Origin of the sequence: Kitasatospora humi, assembly GCF_020907985.1 — a bacterium.
Classification (GTDB): Bacteria; Actinomycetota; Actinomycetes; order Streptomycetales; family Streptomycetaceae; genus Kitasatospora; species Kitasatospora humi.
In genome coordinates this window covers 26,480-40,058 of record NZ_JAJJPA010000024.1, presented here as the reverse complement: position 1 = coordinate 40,058, position 13,579 = coordinate 26,480, and the positions used below count along the sequence as shown (strand labels likewise).

Here is a 13,579-nt window from a genome sequence, read left to right as displayed (position 1 = left end):
CGCCGCCGATGCACCGCGCGCAGCAGGCGCCGCACGGTCGGTTGCCGCACGGCCGGTCGCCGCACGGTCGGTACTCGGCGGCCGCCGAACGCCAGCAGCGGGTGGACCCGCCACTCCTGCTGCCATCCCTGTCAGGCCCGTTCGGCGCGGTTGCCGAGGCACTGCGGCCCGTTGCGTCGAAGGTTCACTGAGCGTCCCGCTGATCGCCGGCACCGGCCACCCCGGCGGGCGACCGGACGGCCCCGGCTCGGCAGGTCCGATCGGCGTCCACCGGGCCGGGTACCGCCGCTGCCGACCTCATGGCGTGTCAGGCCTGCCGCGTGACCCGGGGCCTGTCGGCTCGTTGGTGAGGACGGCGGGCGGTTGCCGGTCGAGCATGAGATAAGGTTAGGCTTACCTAACCTTGGAGGTGCCGTGCCCCTCACTGCCGCGCCCGCAGCCGAGCCCGCTCCGCCGGCGGAGGCGATCCTGCGGCGCCAACGGGTCCGTGAGTCCGCTGCCCGTACCTATGCCCGTTCGTTCCCGATCGTTCCGGTGCGCGCCCACGGGATGACGGTGGAGGGCGCCGACGGCCGGCGGTACCTGGACTGCCTGGCCGGTGCCGGCACCCTGGCGCTCGGGCACAACCACCCCGCCGTGTTGGCCGCGATCCGCCGCACCCTGGACAGCGGCGCCCCGCTGCACCTCCTCGACCTGGCCACGGCGGAGAAGGACGACTTCACCACCGCGCTGCTGGAGAGCCTGCCCGCCGAGTTCGCCACGGGAGCCCGGGTGCACTTCTGCGGTCCGGCCGGCACCGACGCCGTGGAGGCGGCACTCAAGCTGATGCAGACCGCCACCGGTCGGCGCGGCGCCCTGGCCTTCACCGGCGGCTACCACGGCATGACCGCCGGGGCGCTGGCGGTCAGCGGCAACGTGGCCGTCAAGGAACCGCTGCCGAGCGGCGGCGACGTCACCCGCCTGCCGTTCCCGTTCCGCTACCGCTGCCCGTTCGGGCTGGGCGGTGAGGCGGGTGAGCGGGTCTCCGCGCAGTACGTCGAACGGCTGCTTGACGATCCGTCGGGCGGTGTCGTCCGACCCGCCGCGATGATCGTGGAGGTGGTGCAGGGCGAGGGCGGCGCGGTGCCGGCACCGGACCACTGGCTGCGCGAGATGCGCCGGATCACCGCGGAGCGCGGCATCCCACTGATCGTGGACGAGGTGCAGACCGGCGTCGGCCGGACCGGCGCGATGTGGGCGGTCGAGCACAGCGGGATCACGCCGGACGCGATGGTGCTCTCCAAGGCGATCGGCGGCAGCCTGCCGCTCGCGGTGGTCGTCTACCGCGAGGAGTACGACGGCTGGCGGCCCGGTGCGCACACCGGCACCTTCCGCGGCAACACCCTGGCCATGGCCGCGGGTGCCGCGACGCTGCGCCACGTGGCGGCCAACGGCCTGGCCCGGCGGGCGGCGGCGGTCGGCCGGTACCTGATGACCGAACTCGCCGGCCTGCAACGGCAACTGCCGGTGATCGGCGACGTCCGGGGCCGCGGCTTGATGATCGGCGTCGAACTGGTCGACCCCGGTGCGGAGCCGGACGTCTGCGGTGCGTACCCGGCCGACCCGGCGCTCGCCCGGCGGGTGCGCGAGGCCTGCCTGGCCCGCGGCCTGATCGTGGAACTCGGCGGCCGGCACGATGCCGTGCTGCGCCTGCTGCCGCCGCTGACCATCACCGACGAGCAGGCCCACGCCGTGCTCGACCGGCTGTCCGACGCGATCGCCGCGGCGGCCCCCCGATGATGGGCGGTGTTCGGACGACGCCCCCAGGGGCCACCTCGCTTGACGGGCCGTCGGGGCTCGCTGCCCTGGCCGGCGGCATGGCCGGCCCCGCCGCACTGCGCCCACTGCTGGACACCGTACTGACCGCGCTGGCCACCGGTGCGTCCGAGCGTGGCGGACCGCTGCCGGCCGGCCTGCCGGGGGAGTTGGCGGAGCGGGTCACCACGACGCTCAAGTCAGACGCGCCGTCAGCCGATGCGCTGGCCGAGCTCACCCGCCTGCTCGCCCATGGTGCCGCCGACCCGGCCGACCCGGCCTGCGCCGCCCACCTGCACTGTCCGCCCCTCGCGGTGGCGGTGGCGGCCGACTTGGCGGTCAGCGCGCTCAATCCCTCCTTGGACTCCTGGGACCAGGCGCCGGCCGCCACCGTGCTGGAGACCGAACTACTCGCCGAACTGACCGAGTTGGTCGGTTACCAGGCGCAGCAGGCAGCCGGGGTGCTCACCTCGGGCGGTACCGAGTCCAATCTGATGGCGCTGATGCTGGCCCGGGACACCGTGCTGGCCGGTGCGGGGTGCCGGCCGGAGCTCGACGGTGTCGATCCGGCCCGGCAACCGCGGCTGTTCGCCTCGCGGGCCGCCCACTTCTCGGTGCAGCGCGCCGCGGCCGTGCTGGGCCTGGGGGAGCGCGCCGTGGTGGGCGTCCCGGTCGACCGGGCGCAGCGCCTGGACCCCGGAGCGCTGGCCGAGGCCCTCGCCGCGAGCAGACGGGCGGGTGAGACGCCGGTCGCCGTGGTCGCCACGGCCGGCACCACCGACACCGGCGCCATCGACCCGCTGCCCGCCTGCGCGGAGCTGGCCGCCGAGTACGGCGCCTGGCTGCACGTGGACGCGGCCTACGGCGGCGGCGCCCTGCTCTCCGATCGGCTGGCTCCGCTGCTGCACGGCATCGACCGGGCCGACTCCGTCTCGCTGGACTGGCACAAGCTCGGCTGGCAGCCGGTCGCCGCCGGAGTCTTCCTGGTCCGCCGCGCCGAGAACTACGCCTCGCTGGCCCGCCGCGCCGCCTACCTCAACCCGGCGGACGACGAGGCGGCCGGCTATCCGAGCCTGCTCGGCCGTTCGTTGCGCACCACCCGCCGGGCCGACGCGTTCAAGATCGCGGTCACCCTGCGCACCCTGGGTCGGGCCGGGCTCGGCCGCCTGGTGGACCGATGCCACCAGCTGGCCTGGTACGCCGCGGCGCGGATCGGAGCCGCAGCCGAGTTCGAGCTCCACGGGGAGCCGACCCTGACCACGGTGGTCTTCCGGGTCCGGGACGTGGGCCGGCGCCGGGACGGGAGCCAGGACCAGGGACGGGGTGGCGACCGGGAGCGGGCACGGGTTCATGACTGGGAACAGGACTGGGGCAATGCCGAGTTGCGGCGCCGGCTGCTGGCCACCGGCCGCGCCGTGCTGGGCCGGGCCGAACTGCCCGTCCCGGGTGCGGAGTCGACGGCCCCCGCGGTCTGGCTGAAGCTGACCCTGCTCAATCCGCACACCACGGAGGCCGACTTGGACCGGCTGCTGGGCGAAGTGCTGCGCACGGCCCGCGAGTTGGACTGATCACCCTGCTGCGTCGGTTGTTTCAGCCGTTCAGCCGCATGCCTCAGTCGCTCAATCCCAGCAGGATCGCCCGGGTCCGCTCCCAGGTGTGCGGGTCGCAGGCGACGAGTAGGCCGTCGACGCCGCCGGGCGGATCGGCGCGGTAGGGCGAGCCGTCCAGGCGGGCCGAGACACCGCCGGTCTCCCGGATCAGCAGGGAGCCGGGGGCGTGGTCCCAGGGCAGGGTGTGCCAGTACAGCAGGAACTCCAACTCGCCGTCGGCGACCAACGGGTACTCCATGCCGGCCGAGCGGCGGCCGGTGGTGAGCCGACCGAAGGCCGGTATCCGGGTGTCGAGGCCGGGGAAGAGGCCGGGGCGGCGCAGATAGTGCTTGACCGAGCCGCGCCACATCCCCGGGGTGTCCCCGGCGGGCGGCCGGACCAGCCGGTGCCCGTCCCGCCACGCCCCGGCGCCCAGCTCGGCGGCGTAGCAGGTGCGGCTCATCGGCTGCCAGATCCAGGCGGCCACTGCCTCGCCGTCCCGGATCAGCGAGGCCATCACGGCGAAGTCGGGGCGGCCCGCGACGAAGTTGGCGGTGCCGTCGACCGGGTCGACCAGCCAGCAGGCGGGTTCGTTGTGCAGGGCCCGGGCCAGCGCGGGGTCGGCGGCCACCGCCTCCTCGCCGACCACCGGCACCGGCAGCAGCTCGCGCAGCCGGCGTGCGATGATCAGCTCGGCCTCACGGTCGGCGACGGTCACCACGTCGCCCGGTGCCTTCTCCATCACCTCGCCGGCCGCCAGGGCGCGGAACCGCGGCTCGACGGCCTCGGCGGATGCCTCGGTGAGGATCTCCGCCACCTTCTCCATGAGCACGCGCCTATGCTCCCTTCGCTCGCTACCACTCTCCCACGGCCGCCCGATCGCGACCTGCGGCGGCCGCCGGGCGGCGACGTCCGACCGTGGCCCGTGACCGCCTGCCTACTCAGCGCCGCCGTGCGTCGAGGTCCAAGGCCGCACGGGGTCGGTCGGCCCAGCCGCGCGGTCGCCCACCTGTACAGCGCCCCCACCCGCCGTGAGCCGGGCCACCTGGCGCCGCCCCAGCTCGGTGGTCCGGCGCATGTGGCGGATCAGCAGCTCCAGCTCGGCCTCGCTGTCCTGGTCGAAGAGCGCGTCCCAATCGACGGCCAACTCCCGCCACAGTGCCCCGAACCGCGCCATCGCCTCGGGGACGGCCCGGACCAGCACCCGGCGCCGGTCCTCCGGGTCGCGCTCGCGGGCCACGTAGCCGGCCTTGGTCAGCCGGTCCACCAGCCGGGTGGCCGAGCCACTGGTGAGGCCGGTCAGCTCGGCGATGCGGCCGGTGGTGACCGGGCCGCCCTCCAGGGAGAGCAGGTTGAGGCACTGGACATCGGTCGGGTGCAGTCCGAAGTGGTCGGCGACGGCCTGGTTGAACAGCACATAGGAGGCGACATAGCGGCGGGACTCGTCACGCAGCTCCTCCAGCAGTGCTTCACGGTTCATGGGAGGCCTCCAGGGCAGGTAATTAGTTGCGTCGCGCAGATAACTGTCGCTAGCGTTATCTGCATGACGCAGGAATTCTACGACCAGACACTCCCCGTTGCCGTGTCCGGCGCCACCGGCACCCAGGGCGGGGCCGCCGTCCGCGCCCTGCTGCGCGCCGGCCGCCCCGTCCGGGCCGTCACCCGGGACGTCTCCTCCCCGGCCGCCACCGCACTGCGCGAGCTCGGCGCGGAAGTCGTGCGGGCCGACTTCGACGAACCCGACTCGCTGCTCGCCGCCCTGCGCGGCGCCGGTGGGCTGTTCGCGATGTCCACGCCCTTCCGCACCGACCTGGAGACGGAGGTCCGCCAGGGCACCGCCCTGCTGGACGCGGCTCGGACCGCCGGCACCGTAGCGCACATCGTCTTCACGTCGGCCACCAATGCCGATCTGGGCACCGGCATCCCGCACTTCGACAGCAAGTGGCGGATCGAGCAGCACCTCGTGGGCCTCGGCGTGCCGTGGACGGTGCTCGGCCCCGGCGCCTTCATGGAGAACTACGCCAACAGCTGGACCCTGCAGTCGCTGCGGGAGGGCTACTTCTCGATCCCGATGCCGGTGGACCGCCCGCTCCCGGTGGTCGCCGCCGCCGACATCGGCGCCTTCGCCGCCCTCGCCCTGAGCGATCCCGCGCGGTTCGCCGGCCGCCGGATCGACCTGGCCTCCCAGTGGCGCACCCCCAGCCAGATTGCCGCCGCCATCTCCGCGGCCTGCGGCCGCGAGATCACCGCCCGCGAGGTACCGCTGGCCGTCGCCGAGAGCTACTCGACCGACCTGGCGGCGATGTTCCGCTACTTCCAGGAGGTCGGCCTGACGGTGGACATCGACGCGCTGCACCGTGATCACCCGCAGGTCGAGTGGCACACCTTCGAGCGGTGGGCGGCGGGGCGTCCTTGGCGCCTCGACCCGGCCGACGGTCGGCTCTGACGTCTTGACCCGGCCGACGGTCGGCTCTGGAGCCTGGCCCGGCCGATGAGCAGCCTTGGCGCCTTGACCCGTCGATGGTCGGCTCCGGCGCCTTGACCCGGCCGACGTCAGCCCTGGCGCCGCCGCAGCACCTCGTCGTACTCCGCGTGCACCCGGCGGTCCATCGCCAGCCCGAACTGCGCATCGGCGACCGTGCGCGCCAGTGGCCGGATCCGCAGCAGCTGCTCCGTCAGGTGCGCCGCCTCGCCAGGCGGCAGGGGCTCGTCTCCGGTGAGCGCCCCGAGCAGCTGATCGCGGATCAGGCCCACGAAGACCTCCGCCATCGCGTCCGCGTACTCCTGCGCCTTGCGGCTGACGTCCAGCACGGCGGCGAGCGGGATGCCCTCCTGGACCAGGGCCACCGTCGTGTCCATCAGCCGGCGGCTGATGTGGGTGATGCCGTCCTCGGTGACGGTGATGTAGCCCTGCGCCATGGACTCGCTGGTGTTGGCCTCGGTCAGCTGGTCGCCGAAGGCCTCCGCCAGTTCGGCCCAGGTCATCGCCACCGGCGTCTCGTTGGACCAGGGGGAGATGATGGCGTCGGCCAGGCCGATCAGCTCGGCGACGTCCTGCCCGCTCTCGCCGGCGCCGATCAGTTCGGCGATGCCGCCCAGGGTGTGGCCGCGCTCCAGCAGCTCGGTGATCATGCGCAGCCGGGACAGGTGGGCCTCGCCGTACCAGGCGATCCGCCCCTCCTTGCGCGGCGGCGGCAGCAGTTTGCGCTCGCGGTAGAAGCGCAGCGTGCGGGTGGTGATGCCGGCGGCCGCGGCCAGTTCCTCCACCCGGTACTCCCGTGCGGGCTGCTCCGCGGGCTGCTCGTCGATCTCCGCCACACGGCTCAGCATAGGGCGCGGGCCCCGGAATTCGGTCATGCCGGACCCCTTACGAGATTCAGTGTCAACAGCTACCCTCCAATCGTGCCAGTGATTACTGGCACGATCACTGCCGTTCCCGTTCCGCCCGGCCACCGGCCCTGGGGCGGGACGTAAGCTCACCCACGAACTCCGAGGTCCGAGCCCCCACCCCGCGTGTGCACCAGAGAGGACCCGCATGGCCGCCCGAACCCCCGAACCGCGCACCGCCCGACCCACCGACCCGCCGCACGTACGAGTCGTCGTGATCGGCTCCGGCTTCGGCGGCATCGGCGCCGGGGTGCGCCTGCGCCGTGCCGGGATCACCGACTTCGTGATCCTGGAGCGGGCCGACTCGGTCGGCGGCACCTGGCGCGACAACAGCTACCCGGGGTGCGCCTGCGACGTCCCGTCCCACCTCTACTCGTTCTCCTTCGCGCTCAATCCCGAGTGGCCGCGCAGCTTCTCCGGCCAGCCGGACATCCGCGCCTACCTGGAGCAGGTCACCGACACCTACGGGCTCCGGCCTCACCTGCGGTTCAACCACGAGGTCGTCGAGGCCCGTTGGGAGCCAGACCAGGCCCGCTGGCGGGTCACCACCGGTCAGGGGCAGTGGACCGCCGACGCGATCGTCTCCGCCACCGGCCCGCTCTCCAACCCGCAGATCCCGGAACTGCCCGGTCTGGCCGACTTCCCCGGCAAGGTCTTCCACTCCTCGCAGTGGGACCACGACTACGACCTGACCGGCAAGCGGGTCGCGGTGGTCGGCACCGGCGCCTCGGCGATCCAGATCGTCCCGTCGATCCAGCCCAAGGTGGGCAGGCTGACGGTCTTCCAGCGCACCCCTGCCTGGGTGCTGCCGAAGGTGGACCGGGAGATCAGCGCACTGGAGAAGGCCGTCCACCGGGCCGTGCCCGCCACCACCGCGCTGCGCCGGGCGGCGCTCTTCGCGGCCCGCGAGCTCCAGGTGGACGCGTTCGTGCGGCGACCCGCACTGCTCAAGCTGGTCCAGCGGATGGCCGAACGCCAGATCGCCCAGCAGATCAAGGACCCGGTGCTGCGCGCCAAGTTGACGCCCGACTACCGGATCGGCTGCAAGCGGATCCTGCTCAGCCAGAGCTACTACCCGGCGCTGGCCGCCCCCAACGCCGACGTGGTCACCAGCGCGCTCCGCGAAGTGCGCGGCAGCACCCTGGTGGCCGCCGACGGCACCGAGACCGAGGCCGACGTGCTGATCTTCGGCACCGGCTTCCACGTCACCGACATGCCCGTCGCCTCCCGGGTCTTCGGCGACCGCGGTCAGAGCCTGGCCGAGGAGTGGAAGGACAGCGGAATGGAGGCGCTGCGCGGCACCACCGTGCACGGCTTCCCCAACCTGTTCTTCGTGATCGGGCCCAACACCGGCCTCGGCAACAGCTCGATGATCCTGATGATCGAGTCCTCGCTGACCTACACGGTCGAGGCGCTGACCACCCTCCAGTCGCTCGGCGCCACCGCCCTGCACCCCACCGAGCGGGCGCAGCGCGTCTGGAACCAGCGCCTGCAGCACAAGATGGCGCGCACCGTCTGGACCACCGGCGGCTGCCGCAGCTGGTACCTCACCGAGGACGGCAAGAACACCACCCTCTGGCCCGGTTCGACCAGCTCCTTCCGCCGCGCCACCCGGCGCATCGACCTCGCCGAATACGAACTGATCAAGCGTCAGACCCCGTCTCGCACGCAGGTGATGGCATGAGCGGCTACCGGCTGCCCGTGCCGGCCGAGCGCCGCCGGATCCGCTCCGCCGACGGTCACTGGATCAACGTCGAGTCGTTCGGCCCCGCCGACGCCCCGCTGGTGGTGCTGGCGCACGGCTGGGCCTGTGCCATCGCCTTCTGGGCGCCGGTGATCAACCGGTTGGCCGCCGACCACCGGGTGGTCGCCTACGACCAGCGCGGCCACGGCCGCAGCGACATCCCGCCCACCCGGGGCGGCTACTCCACCGACGCGCTGGCCGACGACCTGGAGGCCGTGGTCACCGCCGTGGTCCCGGCCGGAGGGCGCGCGGTGCTCGCCGGACACAGCATGGGCGGGATGACCATCATGGCGGCCGGCGACCGGGCCGCGGTCGCCGAACGCACGGCCGCCGTGCTGCTCTGCAGCACCGGCCCGGCCGACCTGGTCGGCCGGGCCCGGCTGGCACCGCGCCGGTGGCCCGCTTGGCTGCGCCGCCTCTTCCACCGTCAACTGCTCAACTCACGGCTGCCGTTGGGCCCGGTCACCGCGCCCGGCGCGGCGGTGCTGAAGTTCGGCGTCATGGGACCGGACAGCAGCCCGGACGCGGTGCGGGCGTGCGCCGAGGTGGTGCACGCCTGCCCGAGCGCGGTCCGGGCCAACTGGGGGCGCGTGCTCTGCGAGTTGGACGTCCGAGCGGGCCTGGCGCGGCTCGCCGCGCCCACCGCCGTCGTGGTCGGCAGCCGCGACAAGCTCACCCCACCGCCGCACACCGAGGCGATGCTCGCCGCCCTGTCCGAGCCCGACGGCCGACTCCTGCTGCCGGGCGTCGGCCACATGTCCCCGGTCGAGCGCCCCGACGAGGTCGCCGCCGAGCTCCGCCGCCTGGTCACCACCCACCTGCCCACCGAGAGGACCGAAGTCGCATGACCGTTCCGCCACTGCACTCCCAGGTGATCGTGGTCACCGGAGCCGCCCGCGGTCTGGGCGCGCTGATGTCCCGCAAGCTCGCCGACCGCGGAGCCAAGGTCGCGCTGGTCGGCCTGGAGCCCGAGGAGCTCAAGGCCGCGGCCGCGCTCTGCGGGCCGGACGCCGGCTACTGGGAGGCCGACGTGACCGACCTGGAGGGGCTGACCCTGGTCGCCCAGGCGATCAAGGAGAAGTACGGCAGGATCGACACCGTGGTGGCCAACGCGGGCATCGCGATCGGCGGCCCGATGCTGGACAGCGATCCGGCGGCCTACAACCGGGTGATCGAGGTCAACCTGCTCGGCAGCGTCAGCACCGCCCGGGCGTTCCTGCCCGCGCTCGCCGAGTCGCACGGCTACCTGCTGCAGATCGCCTCGCTGGCCGCGCTCACCCCCGCGCCGCTGATGAGCGCCTACTGCGCCAGCAAGGCGGGGGTGGAGGCCTTCGCCCACTCGCTGCGCGCCGAGGTCGCCCATCAGGGGGTCAAGGTCGGTGTCGGCTACCTGAGCTGGACCGACACCGACATGGTGCGCGGCGCCGACCAGGACGAGCTGATGCGCGAGATGCGCGCCAAGCTGCCGTGGCCGGCCAACCGCACCTACCCGATCGGTCCGGCCGTGGACCGCCTGGTGGCGGGCATCGCCCGCCGCTCCCCGCACGTCTACGCGCAGGCCTGGCTGCGCGGCATGCAGCCGATGCGCTGGGTGCTGCCGAGTCTGGTGGCCGTGGTCGGTTCCCGCGAGGTGGCCCGGATGGCACCCCGCCTGGCGCTCACCGCGGTGAACCGGATGCACGCCGTCGGCGCCGGCGGCGCGGCCGACGAGGCGGCGCGGCGGCTCCGGCGGCCCTGATCCCCCCGTCACCCGGGGAGCCGCGCCCTGGTGGTCCGGATAGCCGCGGCCCTGGTGGTCCGGGGGAGCCGCGGCCCGGTGGCCTTGGGCGACCACCCCGATCGGGCGGTAGGATCGCGCCTGCACCCCTGGCCGGTCACCCAAGGTGACCGGCCACCGGCCAGGTCGCACCGCCCGATCGTCTCCGGCCGGGTCGCGCCGCCCCTGATCGAAAGGCCCGTCCCGCCGATGGCCCCCCGCCTCTCCGTCGTCGTCCCGGTCTACAACGTCGAGCGCTACCTCGAAGAGTGCCTCGACTCGATCGCGGCCCAGACCTTCGAGGACTTCGAGTGCGTGATGGTGGACGACGGTTCCACCGACTCCAGCGCCGCCATCGCCGAGGCCTACGCCGCCAAGGACGCGCGCTTCCGGCTGGTCCGCCAGCAGAACAAGGGCCTGGGCGCGGCCCGCAACACCGGCTGGCGCAACCTCGCCGCCGGCACCGAGTACCTGGCCTTCGTGGACAGCGACGACACCCTGCCGCCGCACGCCTACCAGCTGATGATCAGCACGCTGGACGAGACCGGCTCCGACTTCGCGTGCGGCAACGTGCTGCGGTTCCGCTCGGTCGGGTACTACCAGTCCGGCGCCCATGTGAAGCCGTTCCGCCAGACCCGGCTGAAGACCCATGTCACCGAGCTCCCGGCGCTGGTCACCGACCGCACCGCCTGGAACAAGGTCTACCGCCGCAGCTTCTTCGACGGCGCCGGCATCCTCTACCCCGAGGGCATCCTCTACGAGGACGCGCCGGTCAGCGTGCCGCACCACTACCTGGCCGAGAGCGTGGACGTGCTGAGCGACCACATCTACCACTGGCGGGAGCGCGAGGCCGGCGAGGTCTCGATCACCCAGATGCACACCAACCCCAAGGGCCTGGTGGACCGGGTCCGTTCCATGGAGCTGGTCCGCGAGTGGCTGTCGGCCCGCCCCGAGCCGAAGTTCCGCGAGTACCTGGACTCCTACGACCACAACTGCCTGGTCGAGGAGATCCCGATGTTCTTCTGGTGGCTGCCGGAGGGCGACAAGGCCTACCGCAAGCTCTACCAGGAGCACGTCAGCCGGCTGCTCCGGGCGATCGGCGTCGAGCGGGTCGCCGAGTTCCGCAGCGGTCCGGCGAAGCTGAAGTACCAGCTGACCCTGGCGGACCGGATGGACGAGATGATCGCGCTGCAGCGGGTGCACCGGCTCTACCGGCGGGCCCGCAAGGCCGCCGCCCGGCAGTCGGCCCAGCCGCCGGCGCCGACCCCGGAGGCCGTGCGCGGCTAACTGGGTCCTGCCCGGCAAACGATCACCTGGCTGTTGCCGCGGAGTCAGCGGCTCAGGGCTCCAGCAGCCTCGCCCGGGCGCCGTCCGCCCCCAGCGGGCGGACCGCTCGTGAACGGGTTGCCACGGCCCGCCCCGCTCCGGCAGCTCGCGCCGCGGAGCCCCCGAGCTGCCGGAGCTGCTCGCCGAGCAGGCACGCGTCCTGGCACCGGGCGGCCTGTTCCTGGTCTCCTTCTTCGGGACTGACGGACCGGAGCCGGTCCGATTCGACCACAAGGTGACGCCTGCCTACAGCTGGCCGGTGGACCGCCTCGCCGACATGCTGGCCGATGCCGGGCTCGCTCCCTTCGCCCGGCTGCTCCACGACCCGGCCTCCGAACGTGGCTTCCTCGACGCCCACCTGCGGGCCCGCCGTTCGTAGTACGGCGGGGGCGGGTTTCGCCGCTGCGGGGCTCCAGCTCCCGGGCCGGGGCCACACTGCCGTCGTCCGTGCCAGTCAGTCCCATCGCCGTCGTCCACCGCCCGAGTAACGGCGGCGGTTGCGCCGTGCCAAGCGGTCCCATCGCCGTCGTCCACGGCTGCCGTCAGGCCCCGTGCCGTCGTCCACCGCCCGAGTAGCGGCGGAGGTTGCGCCGTGCCAGCGTTGAAAGCGGGAGGCCTCCGACCGAGTCGCTGGACCAGCGACAGTTCGCTCCTAGGGAGACCGAAAATGGGCGGTTATGTCAGTGTGACGGAGAGTGGCGCCGAGACGTACCGGAAGCCATTCGCGACCGGCTGGACGCTGTTCGCCGGGTGCCTGATGATCTTCGGTGGCCTGATGGCGGTGTTCGAGGGTATCGCCGCGATCGTCAACCACAGCCGGTACGTGATCGTCGGCGACTACGTCTACAAGTTCAACGTCAACGGCTGGGGCTGGCTGCACCTGGCCCTGGGCATCGTGATCGTGCTGGCGGGCTTCGCGATCTTCACGGGCGCGATGTGGGCCCGGGTGATCGGTGTGGTCGTCGTCGGGTTCAACATGATCGTCAACTTCCTGTGGCTGCCCTACTACCCGTTCTGGGCCATCGTCCTCATCGCCATCGACGTGTTCATCATCTGGGCACTGACGGCGGGCACGCACCGGGTGCACCCGGCCAGGGAAGTGCCTCCGGCGCCGGCCACGCCGACGACGCCGCCGCCGGCACCGCCCGGCGCCTCGTCGCCCAACCCCCCATCTCCCAACGTGTGAGACACCGTTCACCACCGCGGACCTCTCCACCGAGGCCGGGATCAGCGCGGTCGAGGACCGGCTGCGCGACGGCGAGCGGCCGGTGGGAATCCTGATCAACAACGCCGGCTTCGGCAACCGCGGCACCTTCCTCCAGGTCCCGCTGGCGGCTGAGTTGGACATGCTCAAGGTGCACGTGGAGGCCGTGTTGCGGCTGACCGCTGCCGCGTTGCCGGGAATGCGCGAGCGCGGCTTCGGGGGAGTGGTGAACGTCGCCTCGGTGGCCGCCTTCGTGCCGCGCGGCACCTACGGGGCCACCAAGGCCTGGGTGGTGAGCTTCACCCAGGGCGTGGCCCGCGACGTGGCGGGCAGCGGGGTGCGGCTGATGGCCCTCTGCCCGGGATTCGTGCACACCGAGTTCCACCAGCGGGCCGGGATGGGCACCAAGAACATCCCGGCCTGGGGTTGGCTGTCCGCGGACCGGGTGGTGGACGAGGCGATGCGCGACCTGGCCCACGGCCGGGCCGTCTCGGTGCCCAGCAAGCGCTACAAGCTGGTCGTGGCGCTGGCCAGGGCGCTGCCGATCGGGCGGCTCGGGAAGATGTCCAGCATGGCCGGCCGGAAGTACTGAGCGCAGCCACCGCGCAGGCGCCGGGCAGGCTCCCTGCGCAACGCCGGCGGGGTCAGGCTCCCTGCGGAACGCCGGGCGGGGCGGGCGCCGCGGAGATGCCGGGCGGGGGTGCTGCGGAGGCGCCGGGCGGAACCCCTGCGGAACGCCGTGCGGCGGCGCCCCGGCGCGCCGACGGTGCCATCGCAGA

11 protein-coding genes and 2 pseudogenes are annotated in these 13,579 nt (G+C 73.1%); 10 read left to right on the top strand and 3 right to left on the bottom strand.

Going from position 1 to position 13,579, the window contains the following annotated elements:
* The first annotated feature begins 414 nt into the window (after positions 1–414).
* Both LN042_RS22100 and LN042_RS22095 read left to right on the top strand, forming a co-directional pair.
* Positions 415–1,779, top strand: coding sequence for a diaminobutyrate--2-oxoglutarate transaminase family protein (locus tag LN042_RS22100; protein ID WP_230053033.1), 1,365 nt, complete (start codon positions 415–417; stop codon positions 1,777–1,779).
* A gap of 77 nt (positions 1,780–1,856) precedes the next feature.
* A complete protein-coding gene (locus tag LN042_RS22095) occupies positions 1,857–3,362 on the top strand; it encodes a pyridoxal phosphate-dependent decarboxylase family protein (RefSeq protein ID WP_230053032.1) in 1,506 nt (501 codons plus the stop codon).
* Between the two features lie 43 nt (positions 3,363–3,405).
* On the opposite strand, the gene LN042_RS22090 is transcribed toward LN042_RS22095, so the two are convergent.
* Together LN042_RS22090 and LN042_RS22085 are read right to left on the bottom strand one after the other, a co-directional pair.
* Entirely contained in the window at positions 3,406–4,209 is an 804-nt protein-coding gene (locus tag LN042_RS22090; RefSeq protein WP_230053093.1) for an inositol monophosphatase family protein, read from the bottom strand.
* 111 nt (positions 4,210–4,320) lie between these two features.
* Positions 4,321–4,863: a MarR family winged helix-turn-helix transcriptional regulator gene (locus tag LN042_RS22085; RefSeq protein ID WP_230053031.1), complete on the bottom strand. Its 543-nt coding sequence runs from the start codon at positions 4,861–4,863 to the stop codon at positions 4,321–4,323.
* Between the two features lie 63 nt (positions 4,864–4,926).
* On the opposite strand from LN042_RS22085, the gene LN042_RS22080 reads away from it, so the two are divergent.
* On the top strand, positions 4,927–5,829 hold the full coding sequence (locus LN042_RS22080; protein WP_230053030.1) for an NmrA/HSCARG family protein: 903 nt from the start codon (positions 4,927–4,929) through the stop codon (positions 5,827–5,829).
* 107 nt (positions 5,830–5,936) lie between these two features.
* On the opposite strand, the gene LN042_RS22075 is transcribed toward LN042_RS22080, so the two are convergent.
* A complete protein-coding gene (locus tag LN042_RS22075) occupies positions 5,937–6,701 on the bottom strand; it encodes a MerR family transcriptional regulator (RefSeq protein ID WP_308191849.1) in 765 nt (254 codons plus the stop codon).
* A 217-nt stretch (positions 6,702–6,918) separates the two neighbouring features.
* Here LN042_RS22075 and LN042_RS22070 point away from each other — a divergent pair, with 217 nt between their 5' ends.
* The 7 genes and pseudogenes from LN042_RS22070 to LN042_RS22040 form a co-directional block, all read left to right on the top strand.
* Positions 6,919–8,454 (top strand): flavin-containing monooxygenase, encoded by a 1,536-nt coding sequence (locus tag LN042_RS22070; protein WP_230053029.1) that lies wholly within the window; start codon positions 6,919–6,921, stop codon positions 8,452–8,454.
* Positions 8,451–9,362, top strand: a complete 912-nt coding sequence (locus LN042_RS22065; protein WP_230053028.1) for an alpha/beta fold hydrolase — start codon at positions 8,451–8,453, stop codon at positions 9,360–9,362. The genes LN042_RS22070 and LN042_RS22065 overlap by 4 nt, the downstream gene beginning before the upstream one ends.
* The gene (locus LN042_RS22060; RefSeq protein WP_230053027.1) at positions 9,359–10,252 is read left to right on the top strand and encodes an SDR family oxidoreductase; all 894 of its coding nucleotides are present in this window, start codon (positions 9,359–9,361) and stop codon (positions 10,250–10,252) included. Before LN042_RS22065 ends, LN042_RS22060 begins: the two co-directional genes overlap by 4 nt.
* 228 nt (positions 10,253–10,480) lie before the next feature.
* Positions 10,481–11,557 (top strand): glycosyltransferase family 2 protein, encoded by a 1,077-nt coding sequence (locus LN042_RS22055; RefSeq protein ID WP_230053026.1) that lies wholly within the window; start codon positions 10,481–10,483, stop codon positions 11,555–11,557.
* Positions 11,558–11,720: 163 nt separating this feature from the next.
* A pseudogene (locus LN042_RS22050) lies at positions 11,721–11,975 on the top strand (SAM-dependent methyltransferase); the annotation flags it as partial.
* Positions 11,976–12,263: 288 nt separating this feature from the next.
* Entirely contained in the window at positions 12,264–12,782 is a 519-nt protein-coding gene (locus LN042_RS22045) for a DUF7144 family membrane protein (protein WP_308191848.1), read from the top strand.
* A pseudogene (locus tag LN042_RS22040) lies at positions 12,781–13,392 on the top strand (SDR family NAD(P)-dependent oxidoreductase); the annotation flags it as partial. The gene LN042_RS22045 and the pseudogene LN042_RS22040, both read left to right, overlap by 2 nt.
* Positions 13,393–13,579: the final 187 nt, after the last annotated feature.

Bases quoted from the DNA above. Each gene is read 5' to 3' on its own strand.
- LN042_RS22095 (WP_230053032.1), top strand. From the start codon at position 1,857: ATGGCCGGCCCCGCCGCACTGCGCCCACTGCTGGACACCGTACTGACC.
- LN042_RS22090 (WP_230053093.1), bottom strand. From the start codon at position 4,209: ATGGAGAAGGTGGCGGAGATCCTCACCGAGGCATCCGCCGAGGCCGTC.
- LN042_RS22085 (WP_230053031.1), bottom strand. From the start codon at position 4,863: ATGAACCGTGAAGCACTGCTGGAGGAGCTGCGTGACGAGTCCCGCCGC.
- LN042_RS22080 (WP_230053030.1), top strand. From the start codon at position 4,927: ATGACGCAGGAATTCTACGACCAGACACTCCCCGTTGCCGTGTCCGGC.
- LN042_RS22070 (WP_230053029.1), top strand. From the start codon at position 6,919: ATGGCCGCCCGAACCCCCGAACCGCGCACCGCCCGACCCACCGACCCG.
- LN042_RS22065 (WP_230053028.1), top strand. From the start codon at position 8,451: ATGAGCGGCTACCGGCTGCCCGTGCCGGCCGAGCGCCGCCGGATCCGC.
- LN042_RS22060 (WP_230053027.1), top strand. From the start codon at position 9,359: ATGACCGTTCCGCCACTGCACTCCCAGGTGATCGTGGTCACCGGAGCC.
- LN042_RS22055 (WP_230053026.1), top strand. From the start codon at position 10,481: ATGGCCCCCCGCCTCTCCGTCGTCGTCCCGGTCTACAACGTCGAGCGC.
- LN042_RS22045 (WP_308191848.1), top strand. From the start codon at position 12,264: ATGGGCGGTTATGTCAGTGTGACGGAGAGTGGCGCCGAGACGTACCGG.